Source organism: Streptomyces griseorubiginosus (assembly GCF_036345115.1).
GTDB lineage: Bacteria > Actinomycetota > Actinomycetes > Streptomycetales > Streptomycetaceae > Streptomyces > Streptomyces griseorubiginosus_C.
The window spans coordinates 8539511-8565792 of record NZ_CP107766.1; the positions used below are offsets into that span (position 1 = coordinate 8539511).

23 protein-coding genes are annotated in these 26282 nt (G+C 71.4%); 15 read left to right on the forward strand and 8 right to left on the reverse strand.

Annotation, left to right across the window (positions count from 1 at the left end):
- Positions 1-67: 67 nt before the first annotated feature.
- On the forward strand, positions 68-1030 hold the full coding sequence (locus OHN19_RS38525) for an electron transfer flavoprotein subunit alpha/FixB family protein (RefSeq protein ID WP_330268631.1): 963 nt from the start codon (positions 68-70) through the stop codon (positions 1028-1030).
- A 58-nt stretch (positions 1031-1088) separates the two neighbouring features.
- Here the strand turns inward: OHN19_RS38525 and OHN19_RS38530 are convergent, their stop codons facing one another.
- Positions 1089-1982, reverse strand: coding sequence for an endonuclease/exonuclease/phosphatase family protein (locus tag OHN19_RS38530; protein ID WP_330268632.1), 894 nt, complete (start codon positions 1980-1982; stop codon positions 1089-1091).
- Between the two features lie 191 nt (positions 1983-2173).
- On the opposite strand from OHN19_RS38530, the gene OHN19_RS38535 reads away from it, so the two are divergent.
- Positions 2174-3478, forward strand: coding sequence for a DUF6986 family protein (locus OHN19_RS38535; protein WP_330268633.1), 1305 nt, complete (start codon positions 2174-2176; stop codon positions 3476-3478).
- 106 nt (positions 3479-3584) lie between these two features.
- Positions 3585-5507, forward strand: a complete 1923-nt coding sequence (locus OHN19_RS38540) for a serine/threonine-protein kinase (protein ID WP_330268634.1) — start codon at positions 3585-3587, stop codon at positions 5505-5507.
- Here the strand turns inward: OHN19_RS38540 and OHN19_RS38545 are convergent.
- Both OHN19_RS38545 and OHN19_RS38550 read right to left on the reverse strand, forming a co-directional pair.
- Positions 5453-6196 carry a hypothetical protein gene (locus OHN19_RS38545; RefSeq protein ID WP_330269806.1) on the reverse strand — a complete coding sequence of 248 codons (744 nt, stop codon included), beginning with the start codon at positions 6194-6196 and terminating at the stop codon, positions 5453-5455. The genes OHN19_RS38540 and OHN19_RS38545 overlap by 55 nt on opposite strands.
- A gap of 214 nt (positions 6197-6410) precedes the next feature.
- Positions 6411-7460, reverse strand: coding sequence for a LacI family DNA-binding transcriptional regulator (locus OHN19_RS38550; RefSeq protein ID WP_330268635.1), 1050 nt, complete (start codon positions 7458-7460; stop codon positions 6411-6413).
- Positions 7461-7665: 205 nt separating this feature from the next.
- Between OHN19_RS38550 and OHN19_RS38555 the strand changes: the two genes are divergently transcribed.
- Entirely contained in the window at positions 7666-8616 is a 951-nt protein-coding gene (locus tag OHN19_RS38555) for an ROK family protein (protein WP_330268636.1), read from the forward strand.
- 98 nt (positions 8617-8714) lie between these two features.
- On the opposite strand, the gene OHN19_RS38560 is transcribed toward OHN19_RS38555, so the two are convergent.
- On the reverse strand, positions 8715-10733 hold the full coding sequence (locus tag OHN19_RS38560; RefSeq protein ID WP_330268637.1) for an NPCBM/NEW2 domain-containing protein: 2019 nt from the start codon (positions 10731-10733) through the stop codon (positions 8715-8717).
- A gap of 154 nt (positions 10734-10887) precedes the next feature.
- Between OHN19_RS38560 and OHN19_RS38565 the strand changes: the two genes are divergently transcribed.
- The 7 genes from OHN19_RS38565 (at position 10888) to OHN19_RS38595 (ending at position 18680) form a co-directional block, all read left to right on the forward strand.
- The gene (locus tag OHN19_RS38565) at positions 10888-11088 is read left to right on the forward strand and encodes a hypothetical protein (RefSeq protein ID WP_330268638.1); all 201 of its coding nucleotides are present in this window, start codon (positions 10888-10890) and stop codon (positions 11086-11088) included.
- A gap of 144 nt (positions 11089-11232) precedes the next feature.
- Positions 11233-12273, forward strand: coding sequence for an NUDIX hydrolase (locus OHN19_RS38570; protein ID WP_330268639.1), 1041 nt, complete (start codon positions 11233-11235; stop codon positions 12271-12273).
- A 345-nt stretch (positions 12274-12618) separates the two neighbouring features.
- Complete coding sequence (locus OHN19_RS38575) at positions 12619-13647, forward strand: ABC transporter permease (protein ID WP_330268640.1); 1029 nt, start codon at positions 12619-12621, stop codon at positions 13645-13647.
- 80 nt (positions 13648-13727) lie between these two features.
- Complete coding sequence (locus tag OHN19_RS38580) at positions 13728-15395, forward strand: ABC transporter substrate-binding protein (protein ID WP_330268641.1); 1668 nt, start codon at positions 13728-13730, stop codon at positions 15393-15395.
- 72 nt (positions 15396-15467) lie between these two features.
- A complete protein-coding gene (locus OHN19_RS38585) occupies positions 15468-16460 on the forward strand; it encodes an ABC transporter permease (protein ID WP_330268642.1) in 993 nt (330 codons plus the stop codon).
- A 28-nt stretch (positions 16461-16488) separates the two neighbouring features.
- The gene (locus OHN19_RS38590; protein WP_330268643.1) at positions 16489-17565 is read left to right on the forward strand and encodes an ABC transporter ATP-binding protein; all 1077 of its coding nucleotides are present in this window, start codon (positions 16489-16491) and stop codon (positions 17563-17565) included.
- Positions 17562-18680 carry a dipeptide ABC transporter ATP-binding protein gene (locus tag OHN19_RS38595; RefSeq protein WP_330268644.1) on the forward strand — a complete coding sequence of 373 codons (1119 nt, stop codon included), beginning with the start codon at positions 17562-17564 and terminating at the stop codon, positions 18678-18680. The genes OHN19_RS38590 and OHN19_RS38595 overlap by 4 nt, the downstream gene beginning before the upstream one ends.
- Here the strand turns inward: OHN19_RS38595 and OHN19_RS38600 are convergent.
- Positions 18581-19693 carry a protein kinase family protein gene (locus OHN19_RS38600; RefSeq protein WP_330268645.1) on the reverse strand — a complete coding sequence of 371 codons (1113 nt, stop codon included), beginning with the start codon at positions 19691-19693 and terminating at the stop codon, positions 18581-18583. The genes OHN19_RS38595 and OHN19_RS38600 overlap by 100 nt on opposite strands.
- 173 nt (positions 19694-19866) lie before the next feature.
- A complete protein-coding gene (locus OHN19_RS38605; RefSeq protein ID WP_330268646.1) occupies positions 19867-21222 on the reverse strand; it encodes a dipeptidase in 1356 nt (451 codons plus the stop codon).
- A 277-nt stretch (positions 21223-21499) separates the two neighbouring features.
- Between OHN19_RS38605 and OHN19_RS38610 the strand changes: the two genes are divergently transcribed.
- Complete coding sequence (locus OHN19_RS38610; protein ID WP_330269807.1) at positions 21500-22705, forward strand: geranylgeranyl reductase family protein; 1206 nt, start codon at positions 21500-21502, stop codon at positions 22703-22705.
- Here OHN19_RS38610 and OHN19_RS38615 read toward each other — a convergent pair.
- Positions 22695-23144 (reverse strand): nitroreductase family deazaflavin-dependent oxidoreductase, encoded by a 450-nt coding sequence (locus tag OHN19_RS38615; protein WP_330268647.1) that lies wholly within the window; start codon positions 23142-23144, stop codon positions 22695-22697. The genes OHN19_RS38610 and OHN19_RS38615 overlap by 11 nt on opposite strands.
- Positions 23145-23276: 132 nt before the next feature.
- Here OHN19_RS38615 and OHN19_RS38620 point away from each other — a divergent pair, with 132 nt between their 5' ends.
- The 3 genes from OHN19_RS38620 to OHN19_RS38630 all read left to right on the forward strand — a co-directional run bounded on the left by OHN19_RS38620 (position 23277) and on the right by OHN19_RS38630 (position 25973).
- On the forward strand, positions 23277-23966 hold the full coding sequence (locus OHN19_RS38620) for a TetR/AcrR family transcriptional regulator (RefSeq protein ID WP_330268648.1): 690 nt from the start codon (positions 23277-23279) through the stop codon (positions 23964-23966).
- Between the two features lie 106 nt (positions 23967-24072).
- Entirely contained in the window at positions 24073-25311 is a 1239-nt protein-coding gene (locus OHN19_RS38625; protein ID WP_330268649.1) for a sensor histidine kinase, read from the forward strand.
- Positions 25308-25973, forward strand: a complete 666-nt coding sequence (locus tag OHN19_RS38630) for a response regulator (protein WP_123759018.1) — start codon at positions 25308-25310, stop codon at positions 25971-25973. The genes OHN19_RS38625 and OHN19_RS38630 overlap by 4 nt, the downstream gene beginning before the upstream one ends.
- Here OHN19_RS38630 and OHN19_RS38635 read toward each other — a convergent pair.
- Positions 25934-26221: a DUF6332 family protein gene (locus OHN19_RS38635; protein ID WP_330268650.1), complete on the reverse strand. Its 288-nt coding sequence runs from the start codon at positions 26219-26221 to the stop codon at positions 25934-25936. The two genes, OHN19_RS38630 and OHN19_RS38635, sit on opposite strands and share 40 nt — an antisense overlap.
- Between the last annotated feature and the right edge of the window lie 61 nt (positions 26222-26282).

Consider the following 26282-nt stretch of genomic DNA (forward strand, 5'->3'; position numbering starts at 1 on the left):
TCTGGCCCGCTGAGGCTCAACCCCCTTACCGCCCCTCAGACTTCGCAATCCGCAGGAGAGCATTCCCATGGCTGAAGTTCTCGTCTACGTCGACCACGTGGACGGTGCCGTCCGCAAGCCCACCCTGGAGCTGCTGACCCTGGCCCGCCGCGTCGGCGAGCCGGTCGCCGTCGCGCTGGGCAACGGCGCCGCCGACACCGCCGCCGCCCTGGCCGAGCACGGCGCCGTCAAGGTCCTCACCCACGACGCCTCCGAGTACGCCGACTACCTGGTCGTACCGAAGGTCGACGCCCTCCAGGCCGCCGTCGAGGCCGTCTCCCCGGCCGCCGTCCTGGTCCCGTCCTCCGCCGAGGGCAAGGAGATCGCCGCCCGGCTGGCGCTGCGCATCGGCTCCGGCATCATCACCGACGCCGTCGACCTTGAGGCCGGCGACGAGGGCCCGGTGGCCACCCAGTCGGTGTTCGCCGCCTCCTTCACCACCAAGTCCCGTGTCTCCAAGGGCACCCCGGTCATCACCGTCAAGCCCAACTCCGCCGCCGTGGAGGCCGCCCCGGCCGCCGGTGACGTGTCGGAGCTGAGCGTGACCTTCTCCGCGCAGGCCACCGGCACCAAGGTCACCGGCCGCACCCCGCGCGAGTCGACCGGTCGCCCCGAGCTGACCGAGGCCGCGATCGTGGTCTCCGGCGGCCGCGGTGTCAACGGCGCCGACAACTTCGCGATCATCGAGGCCCTCGCCGACTCCCTCGGCGCGGCCGTCGGCGCCTCGCGTGCCGCGGTGGACGCGGGCTGGTACCCGCACACCAACCAGGTCGGCCAGACCGGCAAGTCCGTCTCGCCGCAGCTGTACATCGCCAACGGCATCTCCGGCGCGATCCAGCACCGCGCGGGCATGCAGACCTCGAAGACCATCGTCGCGGTCAACAAGGACGCCGAGGCCCCGATCTTCGACCTCGTCGACTACGGCGTCGTCGGCGACCTCTTCGACGTCGTCCCCGCCCTCACCGAGGAGATCAAGGCCCGCAAGGGCTGATCCCGCCCCGGGCGTACGAGGCCCCCGCGACCGTGCCGACGGTCGCGGGGGCCTCGGCTCATCCCAGGGTCACGGTCGCCTGCACCGGCAGATGGTCGCTGGGGAACTGCCCGTGCAGGGCGTAGGTGTTGACGGCGGCCCGGTGGACGGTGATGCCGGGCGTGGTGAGGATCCAGTCGATCCGGTCGCCGCCGGGGACCAGTGGTTTGTATCCGTGGAAGGTGGCGTACGCCTTGGTGCGCTCGGGGGCCGCGTCCCAGGTGTCCACGAGTCCCGTGGCGAGCAGGATGTCGTAGGCCGGGTTGTCATGGGCCGCGGCGTTGAAGTCGCCGGTCACGACGACCGGCAGGGAGCGGTCGAACGCGGCGATCCTCTCGCCGAGGAACTGCGCCGACCGCTCGCGCGCGTACTGGCCCACATGGTCGAAGTGGGTGTTGACGACATAGAACTCCCGGTCGTGGGTGGTCCGGTCGCGGAAGCGGACCCAGGTGACGATCCGGGGGAGCGCGCCGCCCCAGGTGTTCGAGCCGATCACCCTCGGCGTGTCGGAGAGCCAGAGCGTGTCGTGCTCGACGGGGGCCAGCCGCCGGTTGTCGTAGAAGACCGCCGTGGACTCGTCGTGGCTGCCGCCCTCCCGGCCGGTGCCGATCCAGTCGTAGTGCGGTCCGAGGTCGGCGTGGATGTCGAGCAGTTGCCGGTACAGGCCTTCCTGGGTGCCGATGAGCGTGGGCGCCTCCCGGCGTAACAGGCGGCGCATCACCGGGCGGCGGGTGGCCCAGCTGTTGGGTTCGGTGGTGCCGGCGAAGCGCAGGTTGAACGTCATGAGTTCGAGTCGGCGGTTGGACGGTTTGGCGGCCGAGGCCGGCAGCGTGCCCATCAGCGGCACGGTGACGGCGGCGGCCACGGCGGTTCTGAGCCCCATACGACGCGTCATTCTGTGGGTGTCCGGCATGTGAGTTCCCTCCCGACGGACCAGGATGATTGTTCGAACCGGAGTGTGGAAGACGGCGTAGGGGTTCTCCGCCTCCCATATGAACGCGGTGGCTCATGCTGTGGACGGGGTGTTGACCATCCGGAAGCTTCACGGATAGCTTCGTTCTACGGATTGTTGATTCCGTAGAGCGGAAAACTGGAGGGTGCGGGATGGGTCAGGGCCAGCAGGAGCAGGTGGCGACGAGCCTCGCGGGCGCCGTCAGCGAGGAGATCAGCGCCTCCCTCGCGCCGGTCGACGCCGAACTGGAGCGCCGCTACCCCGGAGACCCCGGCACCCGCCAGCCCGTGCACACCGTCTACGTCCCCGGTGACGCCTTCGCCGCCGACACCGTCCGCTCCTGGGGCGACCAGGCCCTCGCCGCCCTGGACGAACACGCCCCGGACGCCACGTCCTTCGCCGCCGTCCTCGGGCTCTCCGACGAACTCGCCGAACCCGTGTACGCGCGCGTGCGCGCCAAACTGGAGCGCGAGCCGATCGAGGACCTGCGAGTCGACTTCGAGGACGGCTACGGCCCGCGCCCGGACGCCGAGGAGGACGAGACGGCCGCCCGCGCGGCCCGCCTGATCGCCGGGGCGTACGAGAACGGCACGGCGGCGCCGTACATGGGCATCCGCGTGAAGTGCATGGAGGCCGCCGTCCGGGACCGTGGCATCCGGACCCTCGACGTCTTCCTCACCGGCCTGATGGCGGCGGGCGGGCTGCCCGAGGGGCTGGTGCTGACCCTGCCCAAGGTGACGTACGCCGAGCAGGTCACCGCGTTCGTCCGGCTCCTGGAGGCCTTCGAGAAGGCGCACGGACTGGACGCCGGCCGGCTCGGCTTCGAGATCCAGATCGAGACCAGCCAGTCCATCCTCGCCACCGACGGCACCGCCACCGTCGCCCGGATGATCCAGGCCGCCGAGGGCCGCGCCACCGGACTGCACTACGGCACCTTCGACTACAGCGCCTGCCTCGGCGTCTCGGCCGCCTACCAGGCCAGCGACCACCCCGCCGCCGACCACGCCAAGGCGATCATGCAGGTCGCCGCCGCGGGCACCGGCGTACGGGTGTCGGACGGCTCCACCAATGTGCTGCCCGTCGGCCCCACCGCGAAGGTCCACGACGCCTGGCGGCTGCACCACGGCCTCACCCGCCGGGCCCTGGCCCGCGCCTACTACCAGGGCTGGGACATGCACCCCGGCCACCTCCCGACCCGGTACGCGGCCGTGTTCGCCTTCTACCGCGAGGGCTTCGAACAGGCCGCAGGCCGGCTCGCCCGGTACGCGGGCAGGGTCGGCGGTGACGTCATGGACGAGCCCGCCACCGCGAAGGCGCTCAGCGGCTATCTGCTGCGCGGGCTGGACTGCGGTGCCCTCGACATCGCGGAGGTCGCCCGGCTGACCGGACTGACCCGGGCCGACCTGGAGGGGTACGCGGCCCCGCGGCGCGGCGACCTGACCGTCTCCGGTCAGTAGCCGCACGTCGCGGCCCTGTCACAGTCGCAACCTCGCACTGGTGTGGTCACTTCGGCCCCGTAGTCTGTACCGCACGCATTGACGTGTTCACAGGAACGGGGCAGCGGTGTCTTCGGGGGAGACCAACGGAAAGGGCCAGGACGACGCCGGTCGGCTGCTGGCCGGGCGTTACCGGGTCGTGGGCCAGCTCGGCCGCGGTGGCATGGGCGTGGTCTGGCGGGCGGTCGACGAGGTGCTCGGCCGCGAGGTCGCGGTCAAGGAACTGCGCACCTACAACGACGCCGACGGGCCCGAACTGGAGGATTTGCGGCTGCGGATGCAGCGCGAGGCCCGCGCGGCGGCCCGGGTCCGGCATCCCGGGGTCGTCGCGGTGCACGACGTGGGCGAGGTCGAAGGGCGCCCGCTGATCGTCATGGAGCTGGTCGAGGGCCCGTCCCTCGACCAGGTGCTGCGCAAGAGCGGGCCGCTGGACCCGCGGGAGGCGGCCGGCATCGGCGCCAAGGTCATGGACGCGCTCGCCGCCGCGCACCGGGTCGGAGTCCTGCACCGGGACGTCAAGCCCGGCAACATCCTGCTCGACCGCTCCGGCCGGGTCCTGCTGACCGACTTCGGCATCGCCACCATGGAGGACCCGGGCGACGGTGCCGCCACCAGCCTCACCCGCACCGGCCACCTCGTCGGCTCGCTGGACTACATGGCCCCCGAGCGCGCCCAGGGCGCGGATCCGGGCGCGGCCTCCGACGTGTGGGCCCTCGGTGCCACGCTCTACGCGGCCGTCGAGGGGGCCGCGCCGTTCCGCCGCACCTCGACGTTCTCCACGCTCACCGCGATCGTCGGCGAGCCCCTGCCCGAGCCGCAGCGGGCCGGGCCCCTCGCACCCGTCCTCCGGCGCCTGCTCGACAAGCGGCCCGAGGCGCGGCCCGGGGCCGAGGAGGCACGCGAACTGCTCCAGGCGGTCGCGGACCCGCCCGGCACGGACAGCGCGACGACGGCTTTGCGCGGTGCGGAGGCACAGGCGACGCGGGTCCGGACGGAGCCGGACGGCCCGGCCCTGCCGCCGGGCTTCCGGACGGGGGGACCCGCGCAAGGGGCCGAGTCGCAGGCCGGGGCTGGGACGGCGTCCGGCGGTCACGCGGCCGATCCCACGGTGGTGCCCGGTCAGGGCACCGTGCTTCCGGCCGGGCCGGGGTTCGGGCCCGCCGGGCAGGGCCATGCTCCGGGCGCGGGACTTCCCGCCGCTCAGGGCGGGGCTCCAGGGCAGGCCGGGCCCCCCGCGTACGGATACGGGTCGCAGGTCTCCCAGGAGCAGCCCCCGACCGCCCCCTTGACCGCCTCCGGCTCGCCCCGCCGTAAAGGGCGTGTGCTGCTCGCCGCCGCGGCCGTCGCCGTCGTGCTCGCGGCGGCCGGGACGACCGCCGCGCTGCTGAAGGGCTCGGGTGATGCCGAGGCCGACGCCCGGCCGATCGGATCCCGTTCGAGTGCGCCGGCCTCCGCCACCGGTTCCGCCCGCACGGACGGCGACCGCTCCGGCAGCCCGAAGCCCACCGGCGAGGACGGGAAGAAGACACCGAGCGCGAAGGCGAGCTCCGGCGACAAGGGCGGTTCCGAACCCACGAGCGGTGCCTCCCCGTCCGCCAAGGCGACCTCCGGCGGCGGCACTTCGGGGGAGGACCACTCGGGCGGCGGCTCGGGAGACTCGGCGGGCGGCGGTTCGGCCGGCGGCGACCCCAGCACCCCGGCACCGGACCCGGCCTGCACGGCCATCGGCGGCGGCAAGTACAACTGCACGGTCTGGAAGACCGCCAAGTCCTACACGGCCTCCGGCGCCGAGGCCGGCGTCCTCTACGCGGGCACCAACTATTTCTTCTGCCAGTCCAACCTGGGGCGCCGCGAGACATCGGGGGAGTGGACCAACGTGTGGTGGGCGAGGACGGACGACGACAGCGGCAACACCGGTGTCTACGTCAGCGTCGTCTACATCAAGGGCGGCGGCAACGACGAGGCGGTGCCGGGACTCCCGGTCTGCTGAACCCTCAGGTACCGCTCCAGGCCGGACTCCGTCACGCGCTTGTCGTCGGCGAAGAACCGGGTGCCGGCCGCGCAGCGCTCGCGGTCGGCGCGGGCCCGGGCCACGAACTCCTCGGGCGTGACCCCGAACAGCTCCCTCAACCGGGGTGATCCCACGAGGAGTTCGGTGAGCAGCTCCCGCTGGCCGGGGTGGGTGCGGGGGGTGCCGGTGCCGGTGCCGTCGTGCAGGACGCCGTGGCGGTTGACGTACGAGTGCACGCCGGGCAGTGTCACGCCGTTCTCCAGCTCGACCCGCACCTCGGGCGAGGGCAGCCAGGCGCGGCCGTAGTTGCCGTTCTCCAGCGGCACGCCCTCGCTGGCGTCGATGACCGCGAGCTGCTCGGCGTCCAGCCAGATGACGAACAACTCCCTTGTGGTGTACGGGGCGTGGAAGGGGGACGCGGAGACGTATCCCATACGGCTCACATGCGCGGACACCCCGACGCCGACCCCGGTCACCCGTGCCCTGACCATCGGGACCGGGGAGACGATCCCGAACTCGGCCATCTTGTGCCGCAGTTGCCCGGGGCTGGCGTTGGAGCCGATCGCGAGGACGGGAGCGCGGTCCTCGTGCACCAGCCGGTCCAGCGGGAGCAGCCGGTCCCCGTGGAGAAGCGCGGAGTCCTCGGGCCAGGCACCGGGATAGAGCAGCGGACGATCCCGCGGAGCCTCGGCGAGACCCAGCGCCTCCAGCGTTCCGTAGCGCGGCGGCGTCTCCGCGGAGGCCCACCGCCGACAGTCGGGTGTCTCCGGCCGGGGGCGCCCATGGGGACCGTTCGGTGTCTCCGGCGCCCCCCACTCGCCGTCGCCCCTGTCCAGCCTCGTCACCTCGGTCACCCGACGATTCTCCCGCTCCCCGTCCCGCTCAGTCCGCCGGAGGCAACTCGCCCGAGCCCCGGGTGATCAACCGGGTGGGCAGTTCGATGCGTTCCGGGGTGAGGAGGGTGCCGTCCAGTTGACGGAAGAGGCGTTCCGCCGCCGTACGGCCCAGTGTCGCCGCGTCCTGGGCGACGACCGTGACGCCCGGCTGGAGGAGGTCCGCGAGCTCGATGTCGTCGAAGCCGACGAAGGCGACCCGCCGGGTGTGCTCGGCGAGGACCCGGACCACGGTGACCGTCACGCGGTTGTTGCCGGCGAAGATCGCGGTGACGGGGGAGGGGCCGGAAAGCATGTCCTCGGCGGCCCGGCGCACCCGCTCCGGGTCGGTGACGCCCAGAGACGTCCACGCGTCCTCGACCGCTATGCCGGCGTCCTCCATCGCGGCCCGGTACCCGCGCAGCCGCTCGGCGGCCGTGTGGATGCGGGGCATGTCGCCGATGAAGCCGATCCGCCGGTGCCCGTGGGCGATGAGGTGGGCCACCCCGTCCCGCGCGCCGCCGAAGTTGTCGGAGAGGACGACGTCGGCGTCGATCCGCCCCGCCGGACGGTCCACGAACACCGTCGCGACGCCCGCCTTCAGCTCCGGCTCCAGATACCGGTGGTCGTCCCCGGCCGGGATCACCACGAGACCGTCCACCCGCCGCGCGCACAGCGCCAGCACCAACTCCTGCTCCCGCTCCGGGTCCTCCGCGCTGGAACCGTTGATCAGCAGCGCCCCGTTGGCCCGGGCCACCTCCTCCACCGCACGGCTCAGCGGGCCGTAGAACGGGTCGGCGAGGTCCTCCAGGACCAGGCCGATGCTGGCGGTACGGCCCTTGCGCAGCACGCGCGCGCTGTCGTTGCGGCGAAAGCCCAGCGCCTCGATGGCCTCCCGGACCCGGTGCTCCGTCTCGGGGGTGACCCCCGCTTCGCCGTTGACCACGCGGGAGACCGTCTTGAGCCCCACGCCGGCCCGCGCGGCCACGTCCTTCATGGTCGGTCGGTTGCCGTACCGGGTGGCGGAGAGGCGGTCTGCTCGGCTGTGGGTGTCGGGCACGATACGGCGTCCTGTCCTGTCGGGATGAGGTCGTGGCAAAGGGGTGTGGCGGTCCATGATTTTGTATGAGGATGTGGCGTCGAGCATAGAGCCTGGACAACGTTGTCAGATGCGGGAGACACTGTCCACCGCAATCTGCTGGCCTGCGCCCCCACCGCGAGACCGGCCTGTCCATCCCTCAAGGTGACGGGGAGAACTGACACTGATGCACACCGACCTCGTGGCTGCGCTCGACATCGGCGGCACCAAGATCGCCGGGGCGCTGGTGGACGGCCACGGCCGGATCCTGCTCCGGGCCCAGCGCGCCACGCCCGCGCAGGAGGACGGCGAGACCGTCATGCGGGCCGTCGAGGAGACCCTCGGCGAGCTGACCGGCTCGCCGCTGTGGGGCCGCGCCGGTGCCCTCGGCATCGGCAGTGCGGGCCCGGTGGACGCGTCCACCGGCACGGTGAGCCCGGTGAACGTGCCCGGCTGGCGCGACTACCCGCTGGTCCGGCGGGTCCAGGAGGCGGCCGGCGGGCTCCCCGTCGAGCTGATCGGCGACGGTGTGGCGATCACGGCCGCGGAGCACTGGCAGGGCGCGGCACGCGGGCACGACAACGCGCTGTGCATGGTCGTGTCGACCGGCGTCGGAGGCGGTCTGGTGCTGAACGGCCAGCTGCACGCCGGTCCCACCGGCAACGCCGGTCACATCGGGCACATCAGCGTCGACCTGGACGGCGACCCGTGCCCGTGCGGCGCGCGCGGCTGTGTGGAGCGCATAGCGAGTGGCCCCAACATCGCCCGGCGCGCGCTGGAGAACGGCTGGCGGCCCGGCCCGGACGGCGACACCTCCGCCGCCGCCGTGGCCGAGGCGGCCCGGACCGGTGACCCGGTCGCCGTGGCCTCCTTCGCGCGGGCCGCGCAGGCGCTGGCCGCCGGGATCGCCGCCACCGCGACCCTCGTCGAGATCGACATCGCCGTGATCGGCGGCGGGGTGGGCAAGGCGGGCGACGTCCTGTTCGAGCCGCTGCGCAAGGCGCTCGGTGACTACGCCACCCTCTCCTTCGTCCAGCGCCTGACGATCGTGCCCGCGCAGATGGGCACGGACGCGGGGCTGGTCGGCGCAGCCGCGGCGGCGCTCGCCCGGCAGTCGGACACGCCGGCGGCCGTCTGACGACCCGGCCGGCGCTGGAGACCGTCGGCGTCGGCGTAGGCAGAAACGTTCACCTGGCGGCCGGGCCCCGAGACACAGGGCCCGGCCTCCGAACACGCTCAGCAGCTCAACAGGGCGTCACCCCAGTCCGCGTGGTCCGAGTCGATGCCGTCCCCGCCGTCGGTGACGACGAGCCGTACCAGCCGGGCGCCGGTGACGTCCGCGGTGAGCGACCGGGCCGGCATGGCATTGGTCAGCACGCCCGTGGACGCCACCTTGGTCCCGTCCGCCCACACCTCGAAGGCGACCGTGCCGTTGGCGCCCTTCTCGTCGTCGACGCCGACCTGCGCGGTCACCGCCTCGCAGGCCGCGCCCGTGTAGTACTCGACGGAACTCTCCGCGTGGACACCGAGCCCCTTGGCATACACCACCCCGCCGATGGTGATCGGATGACCGTCCCCAGCGGCGCTCTCCCCGTTGCTGGTGTTGCGCTCGACGGGACCGTAGCCGTTGGCGGCCGACAGCCACGGAAGGTCACCGAGCCCGGAAATGCCCGAGGGCGGCGGCACCACCACGGTCGCCGCGAACGGCAGTGTGTTCTCGACCCGTTCACCGGCCGGCGAGCGGTAACTGGCCCTGAGCGTCAGGTCGTACGATCCCGTCGGTGCCCCTGGTGGTGCGGTGACCGTCCACGTCGTGCGCAGCGAACGCCCTGTGGGCAGGGCCTTGTCGGTGGTCGGAGAGGTCGCCTTCACGGTCCAGCCTGCGGGGCCGGAGAGCCGTACCGAGACCTGCCTGGCGGGGGTGCGGCCCAGGTCGGTGACCGTCGTGGTCAGTGCGGCGGGGGTGGCCGCCTCGACCAAGGTGGTGCCGTCCAGGCCGAGTTCGACGGCGGGCGGGTGCTGCTGCCACCTGCGGTCGGGGGAGACCCGTACGAGAACCGTGCCGTGCGCCGGGACGGTCGCCGAGATCGCGCCCGCGGTGTTGTAGCTCCGGTGCTGCCACAGGTCGCGGAGCGTGTACGCGTCGGCGGCGGGCAGGCCGACGGCGGCCGCGGTGGTGGCGATGCGCTGGGGGCTGTTCGACTCGTTGAACAGGGCCACCGCACGGCTGCCGTCCTTCATCTCCTTGGCGACGACCCAGCGGCCGCCCTCGGAGGAGACCACGGCGCCCTGCTTGCCCAGCGGGTCCTGGTCGACGGCGATGACCTCCTTGTTGCCGAGGATCTCGAAGGTCTCGTCGGAGGCGGAGCGCAGGTCGCTGCCGATGAGCAGCGGGGCGGCCATCACCGACCACATCGAGAAGTGCGAGCGGTACTCGGTGTCCGTCATGCCGCCGTTGCCGACCTCCAGCATGTCGGGGTCGTTCCAGTGACCGGGTCCGGCGTGGGGCGCGAGGGGCAGGTTCTGCTTGAGGATCGACAGCATCGAGCCCCAGGTGTCGCTGATGTCGCCGGTGGTGCGCCACAGGTGTCCGACGTCGGCGGCCCACTCCCAGGGCTTGTTCTGGCCCCACTCGCAGATGCTGTAGACGATGGGCCGGCCGGTCGCCTTCAGGGCGTCGCGCATGGTCGTGTAACGCAGCTCGGCGTCCACGCCCTGGTTGTTGCAGTTGTCGTACTTGAGGTAGTCGACGCCCCAGTCGGCGAACTGCCGCGCGTCGCTGTACTCGTGGCCCAGTGCGCCCGGGAAGCCGGCGCTGTTGCAGGTCTTGGTGCCCGCGCTGGTGTAGATGCCGAGCTTGAGGCCCTTGGAGTGCACGTAGTCGGCGACGGCCTTGATCCCGTTCGGGAAGCGGGCCGGGTCGGGGACCAGCTTGCCGTCGGCGTCCCGGGCCGGCAGGGCCCAGCAGTCGTCGAGGTTGACGTACTGGTAGCCGGCGTCCTTGAGGCCCTTCTCGACGAAGATGTCCGCGATCCCCTCGACCATGGACTCGTTGAACTCGGCCCGGCAGTGGGTGGAGTTCCAGTTGTTGAAGCCCATGGGTGGAGTGAGGGCGAGGCCGTCGGCCAGTGCGGGTGCCTCGGGGGCCTGCTCGTCCGCGACGGCGGCGGGGGTCGCCGCGGGCACCGCGAACAGCAGCACGGTCAGTACGGCGACCACTCTTCGGCGGGTTGTGCGGGTGTGAAGGTGACGCATTGTGACGTTCCTCCGAACCAGCGGAAGGTGCGATGACTTCGCGATGACGGCATGTACGCGTCATTCAGTGTGCGTTAAAGGTAGGACGTGTTCGACTGTGATGGAAGGGAGGGGGTGAGCGTGACCCATCGCGGCCGGCCGCGTTGATCAGGCCATGAAGAAGCGCAGCATGCTCGCCATCGCCTCCCTCGCCACCGGCTTCGTCGTCGCGGCGGTCACCCCCTCGCACGCCGTGAGCGGAGCCCTGGGCGACCTCGAACTCGACAGGACGCTCACCGCCCTCGACCCCCACCACACCATCGCCGACGCCAGCCTGGACGGCGTCGAGGAGAGCGCGCTCGGGAAGAACGGCTGACGGGACCGACCTGAGCGAGGCCATGGCGCCGGAGCCCTCGGACGAGGGTCCCGGCGCCCCTTCGTGCGCCCTCAACTGCGGCTGGTTTCCGTGGCAGGGTGGAACGGGCAAGCCACAGGGGGCCAAACAGAAGAGGGGGAGTCCGTGATCGTCTGGATCAACGGCGCGTTCGGTGCGGGGAAGACCACCGCCGCACGGGAACTGATCGAACTGATCCCGAACAGCACGCTCTTCGACCCCGAGGACATCGGCGCAGCGGTCGTGCACCTGCTGCCGCCCAAGCACCTCGCCGAGGTCGGCGACTTCCAGGACCTGCCGATCTGGCGACGTCTGGTGATCGACACGGCGGCCGCGATGCTCGCCGAGCTCGGCGGGACCCTCGTGGTCCCCATGACCCTGCTGCGTCAGGAGTACCGCGACGAGATCTTCGGCGGCCTCGCCGCCCGCCGGATCAGTGTCCGGCATCTCCTCCTCGCTCCGGCGGAAACGATCCTGCGCGAACGAATAGCCGGGCGGGAGGTCACACCGACCCTCCCGCTCGCCGAGACCGGCCAGGGGCACTGGGCGTACGACCACATCGAGCCCTACCGGGCCGCCCTCGCCTCCTGGCTCACCGCCGACACCCATCTGATCGACACCAGCGCGCTCACCCCGTACGAGACGGCCGTCCGGATCGCCGAGGACCTCGGTGCCGGGACCGTGCCCGCGTGCGACATCGTGCAGACCCCCGAGCCCACCGCCGAGACCGTGGCCGCCGGGGTCCTCCTCTTCGACGAGCAGGACCGGGTGCTGCTCGTCGATCCCACTTACAAGGCCGGCTGGGAGTTCCCCGGCGGTGTCGTCGAACCCGGCGAGGCGCCCGCGCGGGCCGGGATGCGCGAGGTCGCCGAGGAGACCGGCATCCAGCTGGACGACGTACCCCGTCTCCTCGTCGTCGACTGGGAACCGCCCGCCCCTCCCGCGTACGGCGGACTGCGCCTGCTCTTCGACGGCGGGCGGCTCGACTCCGGCACGGCGCGCCAGGTGCTGCTGCCCGGCCCCGAACTGCGCGGCTGGTGCTTCGCCAGTGAGGAGGAGGCCGCCGAACTGCTGCCGCCGGTGCGCTACGAGCGGCTGCGGTGGGCGTTGCGGGCCCGGGAGCGCGGGGCCGTGCTGTACCTGGAGGCCGGGGTTCCGACCGGCTGATCAGCGCTGCGGCCCCGTCGGCGTCCACGTCGACGGGGCCTTCGTCGTGTTCGAGGTGATGTTCGGTTCAGGCAAGTGGAGTGCGAGAACCCGCCAAGGGAATCGTCGCGATACCTCCATGTCAGAGCTAACGGAACACCCCGCCCTCGTCAACCTTTGGCAACGAGCGCAAACAATCCCCTTTTCGGTCATTTTCCGTCTTGACCGGCCTCCGGGCGTGTTGCGACAGTCCCGCTCAGCCTCACGGCGCCGACAACGGCCGGCGACCGACGCCTTTCCTCCAGGGGACAGCCTCATGACGAGACCCCCGCGCCAGCTTCAGCACATACCCGGGACGCCCGCACGATGACGACGCAACAGCAGCCGATGCCCGCCACCGGTGCCACGCAAGCCCCCGGCGAACCCTCGCCGGCCCCGCTGAGCGACGGCACCGCCATCGCCGGGCGGTCACCCGCCCGCATGGCCTGGCGGCGCATCAGACGGGACAAGGTCACCATGGCCGCGTTCGTGATCACGGTGCTCTTCATCCTGATCGCGCTGCTGGCCCCGGTCCTGACCGCGATCACCGGCTGGGGACCGATCACCCCCGACGGCAAGGCGATCAACCCGGACACCGGCAACTTCCCGCGCGGCTCGCTGGGCGGCATCAGCCTCAACCACCTGCTGGGCGTCGAACCGGGCACCGGCTACGACCTGTTCGCCCGGATCGTCCACGGCCTGCGCACCTCGCTCCTCGTCGGCTTCTCCTCGGCCGTGCTGTCCACCGTCGTCGGTGTCGTGGCCGGACTCGCGGCCGGGTACTCCGGCGGCTGGGTCGACTCACTGCTGTCGCGGATCATGGACGTGATGCTGGCCTTCCCGCAGCTGCTGTTCATCATCGCGCTGACCCCGGTCATCCAGAACGCGATGCAGACCAACAGCCACGGCGGCACCGACGAGAACCTCCGGCTGCTGGTCCTCGTCCTGAACATCGCGGTGTTCGCCTGGGCCTACACCGCCCGCCTGGTCCGCGGACAGGTCCTGTCCCTGCGCGAGCGGGAGTTCGTCGACGCGGCACGGATCATGAGCGCCGGGAAGTGGCACATCCTCTTCCGGCAGCTGCTGCCGAACCTGTGGGCGCCGGTGCTGATCTCCTTCGCGCTCGCCGTCCCGCAGAACATCACCACCGAGGCGGCCCTGTCCTACCTCGGCGTGGGCGTCATCCCGCCCAACCCGGACTGGGGAGCGCTGCTCTCGGACGCCTCCCAGTACTTCCTCCAGGACCCCATGTACCTGTTCGTCCCCGGAGTCCTGCTCCTGATTCTCGTCCTGGCGCTGAACCTCCTCGGCGACGGCGTCCGGGACGCCCTGGATCCCCGCGCGGCACGCGGCTGACGCGGTCCCCCTCAACACCGGCGCGTGCGGCCCCACTTGAGCCGTCGTCGCCGAGCCGTACAAGAACGGAGTGTTACCTCATGACGCGCAGAAGGCGCACGATCGCGCTCACGGCCACCGCCGTGGCGATCGCCCTGGGGGCCACCGCATGCGGAGGCTCCTCCAGCACCAGCGGAAGCGGCTCCCCGGTCAAGGGCGGCACCCTGACCATCCTCGACCACGCCGACTTCGACCACCTCGACCCCCAGCGCGTCTACACGACCGAGGGTTCGAGCATGGACCAGGAGCTCGTGCGCACCCTGACCGGCTGGGACGAGACCGGCTCCCAGCCCAAGCTGGTCGGCGACCTGGCCACCGACACCGGAACGCCCAGCGCGGGCGACACCGTGTGGACCTTCCACCTGCGCAAGGGCGTCACCTGGCAGGACGGCACGGCGGTCACCTCGCAGGACGTCAAGTACGGCGTCGAGCGGACCTTCTCGCCCGACATCAACGGCGGCCCGCCGTACGCCAGTCAGTGGCTGGTCGGCGGCTCCTCCTACAAGGGCCCCTTCTCGGGCAAGGAACTCGCCTCCATCCAGACGCCGGACGCGTCCACCATCGTCTTCCACCTCAACCAGCCGGTCGCCGACTTCAACCAGACGACCGCGATGCCCGGCTGGTCGGGAGTGCCCAAGGCCCACGACACCGGTGCCACGTACGACACGCACGTCTGGTCCGACGGGCCGTACATGATCAAGTCGTACGCCAAGAACAAGGAACTGGTCCTCGTCAGGAACACCCACTGGAAGCAGTCGACCGACCCGATCCGGCAGCAGAACGTCAACGAGATCGACGTGAAGCTCGGCCAGGACCAGTCGGCGATCGACCAGCAGATCAAGTCCGACGCCGGAACCGCCCAGACCTCGATCATGCAGTGGCCGATCGCGGGCTCCGACCTGACGACGATCACCAATGACCCGTCCCTGAAGTCGCGGCTCTACAACATCCCGGCGCCCGGTATCAACTACCTCGCCATCAACACCACCCGGACCAAGAACCTGAAGGTCCGCCAGGCCATCGAGTACGCGATCGACAAGACCACCGTCCGCGGCGCGTTCGGCGGATCGGCGTACGGCGCCTACGCGAGCACCATGCTCAGCCCCGGCATCGGCGGCTACCAGAAGTTCAACCTCTACAGCGCCAACCCCGCCGGAGACCTCACCAAGGCCAAGGCGCTGATGAAGCAGGCCGGTGACCCCAAGCTCACCATGTCGCTCGCGGTCGAGAACACCCCGACCCTGGAGCACTTCGGTGACGCCGTGAAGACCTCGCTCGCGAAGATCGGCATCACGGTGAACATCACCCCGATCGACGCGGCGAACTACTTCAGCAACATCGACAACGTGAAGAACCAGTACGACCTCACCTGGGGCGACTGGATCGCGGACTGGCCCAACGCCTCCACCGTGCTGCCCGTCCTCTTCGACGGACGCCAGATCGCGAAGCTGCCGCAGTCCAACCAGGACCTGTCGTACCTGAACGACCCGGCCGTCAACGCCCAGATCGACAAGATCGCCAAGATGACGGACGTCAAGCAGGCCGACGCCGCCTACGGCGCCCTGGACCAGCAGATCATGAAGGACGCCGCCGTGATCCCGCTGATGTACATGAAGTTCAGCGATCTGTCCGGCTCCAAGGTCGGCGGTGTCATCCCGGACCCGATCCTCGCCGAGCCGAGCCTGGTCCACGTCTACGTCAAGAGCTGACGCACTCCTCCCAGCCCCGCCGGTGGTCCCGGCCGGCGGGGCACCCCCTCTCACGTCAGGGCCCAGCACAAAATGCTTCGTTACCTCATCCGGCGCCTGCTGGCAGCGGCCGCGATCCTGCTGGTGATCACCGTGATCACCTTCGTGATCTTCTTCGCGCTGCCGTCCGACCCCGCACTCCTGGCCTGCGGCAAGACCTGCTCGCCGTCCCGGCTGGCCGAGATCAAGCATTCGCTCGGGCTCGACCAGAGCTTCCTCAAGCAGTTCTGGGAGTTCTTCAAGGGACTCTTCATCGGCCGGGACTACGGCGACCAGAGCGTGCGCGTGCACTGCGGCGCGCCCTGCCTCGGCATCTCCTTCCAGACCGACACCCCGGTCCTGAGCACCCTGCTGGACGACTTCCCGGCGGACCTGTCACTCGGCCTCGGCGCCGCGGTGTTCTTCCTGATCCTGGGCGTCGGCCTCGGCACGGTCGCCGCCGTCCGCCGGGGCAGGGCCGCCGACAAGGCGGCGGTGGGACTCGCCCTGCTCGGTGTCTCCGTGCAGATCTACTTCGTCGGACTGCTGCTGCTCTACCTGTTCGTCGACAAGTGGCAGATCCTGCCCGCCTCCGGCTACACCCCGATCACCCAGGACCCGGGCGCCTGGTTCCAGGGCTTGATCCTGCCGTGGGTCACCCTGGTCATCGTCTACCTCGCGCTGTACACCCGGCTCACCCGCTCCTCCATGCTGGAGGTCTTCGCCGAGGACTACATGCGCACCGCCCGGGCCAAGGGACTTTCCACCAACAAGGTCGTCCTCAAGCACGGACTGCGGGCCGCGATCACCCCGATCATCACCATCTTCGGCATGGACGTCGGCTCGCTGATCGGCGGCTCCGCGGTCATCACCGAGTCGGTGTTCGGCATCAACGGCATCGGCAAGCTCGCGGTCGACTCGGTGCAGAACTCCGACCTGCCGGTCATCCTCGGCACCACGCTCTTCGCGGCCACCTTCGTCGTACTCGCCAACGTGGTCGTCGACGTGGTCTACGGCCTCGTCGACCCCCGCGTCCGCCTCGCCTGAGCCCCTCACACCGCAGCAAGGAAACCCCGTGTCCCTCCTGACCTCACCGCAACCGGCGGCCGCCGACGACGCGGCCGCCCCCTTCCTCGACGTACGGGACCTGCGTGTGCACTTCCCCACCGAGGACGGCATCGTCAAGTCCGTCGACGGCGTCTCGTTCTCCCTGGAGAAGGGCAGCACGCTCGGCATCGTCGGCGAGTCCGGCTCGGGGAAGTCGGTCACCTCGCTGGCCCTGCTCGGGCTGCACAAGGGCACGCGTGCCGAGGTCTCCGGCGAGATCCTGCTGGACGGCAGGGAGTTGGTCGCCCTGCCCGAGCAGGACATGCGCGCGCTGCGCGGCCGTACCGTCTCCATGATCTTCCAGGACCCGCTGTCCGCGCTGCACCCCTACTTCACCGTCGGCGCCCAGATCGCCGAGGCCTACCGGGTCCACCACAAGGTCTCCAAGAAGGAGGCCCGGGAGCGGGCCGTGGAGATGCTGAAGCGGGTCGGCATCCCGCAGCCCGAACGCCGGGTGCGGGACTACCCCCACCAGTTCTCCGGCGGTATGCGCCAGCGCGCCATGATCGCCATGGCGCTGGTGTGCGACCCCGAACTGCTCATCGCCGACGAGCCGACCACCGCCCTCGACGTCACCGTCCAGGCGCAGATCCTGGACCTGATCCGCGACCTCCAGGAGGAGTTCGGCTCCGCGGTCATCCTCATCACCCACGACCTCGGGGTGGTGGCCGACATCGCCGACGACATCCTGGTGATGTACGGCGGCCGCCGCATCGAGTACGGCACCGTCCACGACGTGCTCAAGGAGCCCCAGCACCCCTACACCTGGGGCCTGTTGGAGTCGATGCCGCAGATCACCGGTGACGTCGGACGGCGCCTGAACCCGATCGCCGGCTCCCCGCCGAGCCTGATCAACCCGCCCGGCGGCTGCGCCTTCCACCCCCGCTGCACCTACAAGGGCTGGGTGCCCGAGGGGCGTTGCGCGGTCGACCGGCCGGAACTGGTGGCCGTCCCCGGCACCGGCAGGCACCTCGCGGCCTGTCACCTCACCCCGCAGACCAGGAACGAGATCCGCGAGCGTACGGCGTCGGGGGCCGCGCAGTGAGCGCGGCGGACGAACAGGAGCATGCCGTGAGCACCACCCAGCCCGCCGGGGAGCCCTTGCTCGACGTCACCGGCCTCACCAAGCACTTCCCGATCCGGCACGGCCTCGTCTTCCAGCGGCAGATCGGGGCCGTGCACGCCGTCGACGGCATCGACTTCACGGTCGGCGCCGGACAGTCGCTCGGCCTGGTCGGCGAGTCCGGCTGCGGCAAGTCGACGACGGGCCGGCTGATCACCCGGCTGCTGGAACCCACGGCCGGGAAGGTGGTGTTCGACGGCGAGGACATCACCCACACCCCGGAGAACCGGATGAAGGAGGCCCGCCGCAACCTCCAGATGATCTTCCAGGACCCGTACTCCTCGCTGAACCCCCGGCACACGGTCGGCACGATCGTCGAGACCCCGATGCGGCTCAACGGCATCAACCCGCCGCAGGGCCACAAGAAGCGCGCCCAGGAACTCCTGGAGACGGTCGGCCTCAACCCCGAGCACTACAACCGCTACCCCAACGAGTTCTCCGGGGGCCAGCGCCAGCGCATCGGCATCGCCCGCGCGCTCGCCCTGCGCCCGAAGCTGATCGTGGCCGACGAACCGGTCTCGGCGCTGGACGTCTCGATCCAGGCGCAGATCGTGAACCTCCTCCAGGACCTCCAGCGGGAGTTCGGCATCGCGTTCGTGTTCATCGCCCACGACCTCGCCGTCGTACGGCACTTCTGCGAGCGGGTCGCGGTGATGTACCTCGGCAAGATCGTCGAGGTCGCCGACCGGCAGACCCTCTACACCCGGCCCCGGCACCCCTACACCCACGCGCTGCTGTCCGCGGTCCCCGAGGCCGACCCGGACGCCGTGGGGCGGCGCGAGCGCATCCGGCTCGCCGGGGACGTGCCCTCACCGGTGGATCCGCCCTCGGGCTGCCGCTTCCGCACCCGCTGCTGGAAGGCCCAGGACCGGTGCGCGACCGAGGAGCCCCCGCTGGTGCGCCTCGGAGGCAACCCGGAGGGCCACCTGACGGCCTGTCACTTCCCGGAGGAACCGAGCGTCGAGGCCCGCACCGAGGACATCGTCCTCGACCCGGCACTGACGACCCTGGGGGACAGCGCGTCCGCTTCCTCGTGAGGGTAGGGGGTGAGCCGGCTCGCCTGCTCCAGGCGGCGGTTGAAGTCGCCTATGACGACGGCGAGTCGGGCGTGGCGTGAGATGAGCGCGGCGGCGGCCCCGGGGATCCCCTCGGGGCGCCTGCCGTCGGCACACGCGCGGATGAAGTCCTCGCGTTCGTCCCGGGCGAGCCCGTACTGGTCGACGACCAGCCAGTGGACGAGGTACGAGAAGGCGTAGGCGCGGTCGTAGGCGCGATGCCGGTCGAAGAAGTCGCGTTCCTCGGGGCCGAGTTGGAAGCGACCGGACAGGGACAGGCCGTAGTCGGTCAGGTGGAGCCGGTGTCCGTCGGTGAGGATGTTGCCGAAGTGGGCGTCGAAGTGGACGAGTTGTCGTTCGCGGAGGAATCCGGTGACGGCGTCCAGGCCCTGCTCCACGAGCGCGCAGGCGGAGTCGGCGTCGCCGGTGCGCAGCTGTTCGTGGAGCCAGCCGTGGAGGGTGTGCGGCACGTACTCCAGGAACAGGGTCAGGCTCGCGGACGCCGTGCGCAGGGCCGCGAGGCGTTCCCTGAGTCCCGGTGAGCCACCCCAGTAGGCCACGGCCCGTTCCTCGTCGGCGAGTTGCTCCGGCAGCGGCTGCGCGGTGTCGGGCAGCACCCGCCAGTGGTGCAGGAGCGGGAAGCCCGGGAAACGGCCGGAGCGCACCCAGTTGGTCGTCATCTCGTGCACGGCCAGCTCACGCCAGGCACCGAAGCCGGGGCTGCCGATCGCGCCGATGCCGTAGTGGCAGTGGACCGGCAGAGCGAAGAAGTTCGCGGTGGAGCGGACGTGGTGCGGGCGGAGTTCGGTTTCGGTGAGTGGGACGCGCTTCACGAACACCCGCACCCCGTCCATCTCCACCAGCGTCGTCCGCCCGCCGATACCGGTACCGGTGGGCGTACCCGACGTCACGAGCCGCGCGAGGTCGTCGTCGCTCAGGAGGGCGAAGGCGGTGGAGAGGTCGGCGTGGGTGCGGAGACGCACGGGAGAATCCATCGCTCCATGATCGGGTCTCCGTGCCCGACCACGGGCGAGCCTCACGGACAGCTTCCCCGCCTCGTGAACTCACGCCGCCGCAGGTGTCATAGGGCTGCCGCGTGCACAGAGGCCCCCGCCCGGGGGCGAGGGCCTTCTGTCGGAGGCGGAGGCGGCGGGTCAGAGGCGGCGGGTCAGCTTGTCGCGTAGTTGCGCAGGAACAGGGCCTCCGTCACCGCGAGGCGCTCCAACTCCTCGGGGGACACGCTCTCGTTGACCGCGTGGATCTGTGCCTCCGGCTCGCTCAGGCCGATGAGGAGGATCTCGGCGTGCGGGTAGAGCGACGCGAGGGTGTTGCAGAGCGGGATAGAGCCGCCCTGGCCGGCGTACTGCATCTCCTGGCCCGGGTAGGCCACCGCCATCGCGTCGGCCATCGCCGCGTACGCCGGGCTGGTGGTGTCCGCGCTGAACGGCTGGCCCTGGCCGATCTGCTCGGCGCGCACGCGCGCGCCCCACGGCGTGTGCGTCTCCAGGTGCGCCTGGAGCAGCTTGGTCGCCTCGGCCGCGTCGATGCCCGGCGGCACCCGCAGGCTGACCAGGGCGCGGGCGCTCGCCTGCACGGACGGGGTGGCCCCGACGACCGGCGGGCAGTCGATGCCGAGGACCGTGACCGCCGGGCGGGCCCAGATGCGGTCGGCGACCGTGCCGTCGCCGATCAGTTCGACTCCGTCCAGGACCTTGGCGTCCGCCCGGAACTGCTCCTCCTCGTACTGGAGGCCGTCCCAGGACGCGTCCGGCGTCAGGCCGTCGATCGTCGTCGAGCCGTCCTTCGCGCGCAGCGAGTCCAGGACGCGGATCAGCGCGGCCAGCGCGTCGGGGGCGGCGCCGCCGAACTGGCCCGAGTGCAGGTTGCCCGCGAGGGTGTCCACCTGGACGCGCATCATGGTCATGCCGCGCAGGGTAGCGGTGACCGTCGGCAGCCCGGCGCGGAAGTTGCCCGCGTCGCCGATGACGATGGTGTCCGCCTCCAGGAGCGCGGGATGCGCCTCGGCGTAGCGCTCCAGACCGCCCGTGCCCTGCTCCTCCGAGCCCTCGGCGATGAACTTGACGTGCACCGGGATCCCGCCGTTGGCCTTGAGGGCCCGCAGCGCGAGCAGGTGCATGATCACGCCGCCCTTGCAGTCGGCGGCCCCGCGCCCGTACCAGCGGCCGTCGCGCTCGGTGAGCTCGAAGGGCGGGGTCGTCCAGCCGGCCTCGTCCAGCGGGGGCTGCACGTCGTAGTGGGCGTACAGGAGGACGGTCTTCGCGCCTTCCGGGCCGGGCAGGTAGCCGTAGACCGACTGCGTGCCGTCCGGGGTGTCGAGCAGGGCCACGTCCTGGAAACCCTCGGCGGTGAGCGCGTCCGCGACCCAGCCGGCGGCGGCCTCGCTCTCGCTCCTCGGGAACTGGTCGAAGTCCGCCACCGACTTGAACGCCACCAGTTCGGTGAGCTCCGCCCGAGCCCTCGGCATCAGGGAGGCGACGGTCTCGGCGACCGGATTCGACGACATGGGCACGCTCCTTGTGGGTGCGACGTTGTACCAGTGAGTGCCGTAGATCCTCCCACAGTGGTCTGCGGGCGGCCCCGCCGTAGGATGCGGGAGACAGGTGCGGCAGCGGCTTGATCAGGAGCAGTAGACCATCGTGAGCAGCGAGAACTCTTCGGCGGGCGACCCTTCGGCGGACGGCTCTTCGACAGCCGGCCCCTCGGCGGACGGCTCTTCGGCAGCCCATCCCCCGGCAGCCGTTCCCTCGGCGGACGACTCTCCGGCGGACGGCGCGCAGCGGGTGTGGGACGTCGTCGTGGTCGGCGCGGGACCCGCGGGCGCCTCGGCCGCCTACGCGGCCGCGGTCGCGGGACGGCGCGTGCTGTTGCTGGAGAAGGCCGAGCTGCCGCGGTACAAGACGTGCGGCGGAGGCATCATCGGCCCCTCCCGGGACGCGCTGCCGCCCGGCTTCGAGCTGCCCTTCCGGGACAAGGTGCACGCGGTCACCTTCTCGAACAACGGCCGCTTCACGCGCACCCGGCGCTCCAAGCAGATGCTGTTCGGGCTGATCAACCGCCCCGAGTTCGACCAGCAGCTGGTCGAGCACGCGCAGAAGGCGGGCGCCGAGCTGCGCACCGGCGTCACCGTGCAGCGCGTCGAGCAGCACGGCTCGGCGGTGCCGGACCGGCGCACGGTCGCCGTGGTCCTCCAGGGCGGCGAGACGGTGCTCGCGCGGGCGGTCGTCGGGGCCGACGGCAGCGCCAGCCGCATAGGGGCGCACGTCGGGGTGAAGCTCGACCAGGTCGACCTCGGCCTGGAGGCGGAGATCCCGGTGCCGGAGACCGTCGCCGAGGACTGGAAGGGCCGGGTGCTCATCGACTGGGGCCCGATGCCCGGCAGTTACGGCTGGGTCTTCCCGAAGGGGGACACCCTGACGGTCGGCGTGATCTCGGCGCGCGGTGAAGGCGCCGCCACCAAGCGGTACTTGGAGGACTTCGTCGGGCGGCTCGGCCTCGCCGGGTTCGAACCCAGCATCTCCTCGGGCCACTTGACCCGTTGCCGTGCCGACGACTCGCCGCTCTCGCGCGGGCGGGTGCTGGTGTGCGGCGACGCGGCGGGGCTGCTGGAGCCGTGGACCCGCGAGGGCATCTCCTTCGCGCTGCGCTCCGGGCGGCTCGCGGGGGAGTGGGCGGTACGGATCGCGGAGGCCCATGACGCGGTGGACACCCGGCGCCAGGCGCTGAACTACGCGTTCGCCATCAAGGCGGGGCTCGGCGTCGAGATGAGCGTGGGCAAGCGGATGCTGACCGCGTTCGAGCGCCGCCCCGGCCTGTTCCACGCGGCACTGACGGGTTTCCGGCCCGCGTGGAACGCCTTCAAGGAGATCACCCAGGGCGCCACCACCCTGGGCGAGCTGGTCCGGGGCCGGCCGATGGCCCAGCGGGCACTGGCGGCGCTGGACCCGCGTCCGGCCGGGGCCCCCGAGGGCGGGGAGGTCAGCTCTTGACCGTGATGCGGAAGACGGGGTGGTCGGGCGCGATGCGGCGCAGGTCGGCGTCGGAGGAGTCGGGGCCGACCCCCTTGAAGAAGACGCCGACCTCGGCCTTCCAGCGCTTGAGGTAGGCGCGCAGGAGCGGGACCTTGTCGTCATCGCCCACCTCGGTCGCGGTGAAGGCCTCCACGCGTTTGCCGAGGTGCAGTTCGCCGCCGCCGGCCGCGCGCATGTTGTGCGTCCACTGGACATGGCCGCGCGGCGCCACCAGGTACTGCCGGCCGTCCACCGTCAGCAGGTTCACCGGTGTGGTCCGCCACTCGCCGCTCTTGCGGCCGCGGACCGCCAGGACACGGGAGCCCCAGACGCTGAGGCCACGGCGGGTGAGCCAGGCCACCGTGCGGTTGAAGACGTTGACCGTGAACCAGCCGGGCTTCTGGACGTGCGTGGACACGAGGACCCCCATTGTCCGAGAGAGCGGTGCTCTCGCTTTCGGTGGGACCAGTCTGCACGGATCGGCGCACCAAAGCAAGAGCAGTGCTCTCGATTGTGTGCACTGCTCTGCCTCTGTGGGAGACTGACCCCTATGAACACCGCACAGGGCGCCCGGGCCCGCGCCCGGATCGAAGTCACCGCCGCCATCAAGGACGAGGCGCGTCGGCAGCTCGCGGCGGAGGGCGCGGCGAAGCTCTCGCTGCGGGCCGTGGCGCGTGAGCTGGGGATGGTCTCGTCGGCGCTGTACCGCTACTTCCCCAGCCGGGACGACCTGCTCACCGCGCTGATCATCGACGCGTACGACTCCCTGGGGGAGAGCGCGGAACGGGCGCACGAGGCCGTCGCCGGGGCGGGGCCGCTGGAGCGCTGGGTCGCGGTGTGCGAGGCGGCACGCCGCTGGGCGCTGAAGCATCCGCACGAGTACGCGTTGATCTACGGCTCTCCGGTCCCCGGCTACACCGCACCCCAGACCACGGTCCCGCCCGCCGCCCGCGTCGGCCTCCTTCTGATCGGCATCGTGCGTGACGCCCACCGGAGCCCGGGTCTCGTCGAGCTGCCCCCGGTCCCCGAAGACCTCCGGGCGGAGTCCTCCCGCATCGCCGCAGACCTCGCTCCCGACCTCCCGCCCGAGGTGGCCCCGCCCTTGGTGGCGGCCTGGTCCCAGCTCTTCGGCCTGGTCGGCTTCGAGGTGTTCGGGCAGTTCACCCGGGTCGTGGAGGACCGCGAACCGTTCTTCCGTCATGCGGTACGGCAGCTGGGGCGCGGGGTGGGATTGCGGTAGCGGTCTCGGCCGCACCGTGCCACAGCCCTCGTACTTCCCCGGGAGTACGTGTGATCACCCCGCTCAGAGGACGCCCGGGTCGGCCCGGGGCCCTAGCGTGGCTGTCATGGACGGTGTGCGGGGCGTGCGCGGAGGCGATTCGCCATGGCGGGGGCGGAACGGGCCGCCGTGGTGGCAGCGGTTCGGCGGTGAGCGGCCGGGGAGCCGGTGGCCGTGGCCGTCCACCCTGCTGCTGACCCTCTTCGTGCTCGCGGGCTCGAACTACGCGGCCCACCAGCAGGTCGGGGAGCGCGCCGAACTCGATCCGTTCGCGCGGGCCCTGCTGGTGATCGGCTCGGGGTTGCTGCTGTGGCGGCATCGGCGGCCGGTGTTCGTCGTGTTCGGGACCGCGCTCGCCGCCCTGCTGTACCTGGGCGCCGGGTATCCGTACGGGCCGGTCTTCCTCACCGTCGCCCTCGCCTGCTTCAGCGCCGTCGTGGCCGGGCACCGCAAGGCCGCCTGGACCGCCCTCGGGATGCTCTGGGCCGGGCACGTGCTGGTCGCCCACTGGCTGTACCAGTGGCTGCCGCCGGACGAGGACTCCGCCGCCCCCTGGGGGCAGGAGGGTGTGATCGCGGCCTGGGTGGTCGCGATCGTCGCCGTGTCGGAGCTGGTCCGCACCCGGCGCGAACAGTGGGCCCGGGAACGCGCCGAACGCGCCCGCGCAGCCCGGCGCCGCGCCGACGAGGAACGGCTGCGGATCGCCCGCGAACTCCACGACGTCCTCGCGCACAGCATCTCCGTCATCAACGTCCAGGCCGGTGTCGGCCTCGCCCTCCTCGACTCCGACCCCGAACAGGCCCGCACCGCGCTCACCACCATCAAGGCGGCCAGCAAGGAGGCGCTCGGCGAGGTCCGCCAGGTCCTCGACACCCTGCGCACCCCGGGCGACGCCCCCCGTACCCCGGCCCCGGGACTCGACCGGCTCCCCGAGCTGACGTCCCAGGCCGCGGACGCGGGCCTCACCGTCGAGGTGGAGGGCACGGCGCCGCCCCTGCCACCCGGCGCGGACCTCGCCGCCTTCCGGATCGTCCAGGAGGCGCTCACCAATGTCGTACGGCACTCCGGATCGCGGCACGCGCGCGTGCGGCTCGACCACGACAAGGACGCGCTACGGCTCCGTATCGACGACGACGGACCCGCGACCGGCGCCGACGCGGGCGGCAGCGGCAACGGTCTGGCCGGAATGCGGGAGCGGGCCGCGGCCCTCGGTGGCACGATCGAGGCGGGCCCGCGTCCCGACGGAGGGTTCCGGGTGCTCGCCGTACTGCCGCTCGGGGTGAAGGCCAAGGAGGACGACCGGTGATCCGCGTACTGCTCGCCGACGACCAGTCACTCGTACGGGCCGGCTTCCGGGCGCTGCTCGACGCCCAGCCGGACATCGAGGTGGCGGGGGAGGCCTCCGACGGCGAGGAGGCGGTGCGCAAGGTGCGTGAACTGCGGCCGGACATCGTCCTGATGGACATCCGGATGCCGCTGCTGGACGGCCTCGCCGCGACCCGGCGCATCACGGAGGACACCGCTCTCGGTGAGGTGAAGGTGGTCATGCTCACCACCTTCGAACTCGACGAGTACGTCTTCGAGGCGATCCGCTCCGGAGCCTCCGGCTTCCTCGTCAAGGACACCGAGCCGGAGGAACTCCTGCGCGCGGTAAGGGCGGTGGTCGACGGGGACGCGCTGCTCTCCCCGGGCGTGACCCGCCGTCTCATCGCCGAGTTCGCGGCCCGCTCCAAGGAACCCGCCGCCGAGGGCGCCCTCGCCGAACTCACCGAGCGGGAGCGGGAGGTGATGGCCCTGGTCGGCATCGGCCTGTCCAACGAGGAGATCGCCCGGCGCCTCGTCGTCAGTCCGCTCACCGCCAAGACCCACGTCAGCCGCACCATGGTCAAACTCGGCGCCCGCGACCGCGCCCAACTGGTGGTGCTGGCCTACGAGTCGGGGTTGGTGCGGCCGGGCTGGCTGGGCTGAGCGCCCTCGCGCCGGAACCGCACCAGGACGCTGATCACCCGGGCGACGAAGACCACGGGTGCGATCGTGAGGGCAACCCGTACCAGCAACTTCTCCACGGTGCCCGGCAGTTCGAACAGCAGCGCCGGTCCCGCCACCGCCCCGAACAGGATCGCCGCCGCGAACAGCGCGCTGCACAGCGCGTATCCGATCTCGACGGTCATGGCATCCCGCTCCGCCTGGTTCCGGCGTCCCCCGTACGTCTCCATCCTTCGAGTCTCACAGCCGTGTGCCCGGCGCAGCAAGCAGGCCGCGCCGGGCACACGGGGT